The 478-nt window shown below is 63.6% G+C and carries 1 protein-coding gene; it reads right to left on the bottom strand.

The window, feature by feature from the left end; all coding sequences use genetic code 11:
• Positions 1-478: 2-oxo acid dehydrogenase subunit E2 (locus AC04SF_RS37485; protein ID WP_488481886.1), on the bottom strand; the 478-nt coding region annotated here is incomplete at both ends.

Below are 478 nucleotides of genomic sequence, written 5' to 3'. Positions count from 1 at the left end.
GCATGCCCATCGGGTTCTCGATGAGCCGCTTGAAGGCGACCAGCAGTTCGGCGCCGAGCGCTCCGTCGACGGCGCGATGGTCGGTCGACAAGGTCACCGACATGACAGTCGCGATTTTGATCTCGCCATTCTTGACCACCGCCCGTTCCGCGCCGGCGCCGACCGCCAGGATCGTCGCATGCGGCGGATTGATGACGGCTGCAAAGTCCTTGATGCCGAACATGCCGAGGTTCGAGACGGCTGTCGTGCCGCCCTGGTACTCTTCCGGCTTCAGCTTGCGGCTGCGGGCGCGGCTGGCCAGATCCTTCATCTCGTTGGAGATGGTCGACAGCGTCTTTTCGTCCGCATGCCGGATGATCGGCGTGATCAGGCCACCGGGGATCGACACGGCAACACCGACATCGGCATGCTTGTGCTTGACCATGGCGCTTTCGGTCCACGAGGCATTGGCATCCGGCACCGCCTTCAATGCCAGTGC

The organism is Mesorhizobium sp. CNPSo 4671, from assembly GCF_057784245.1.
Note: the sequence above shows the minus strand (reverse complement) of the source record. Positions and strands in the feature narration are given on the sequence as shown.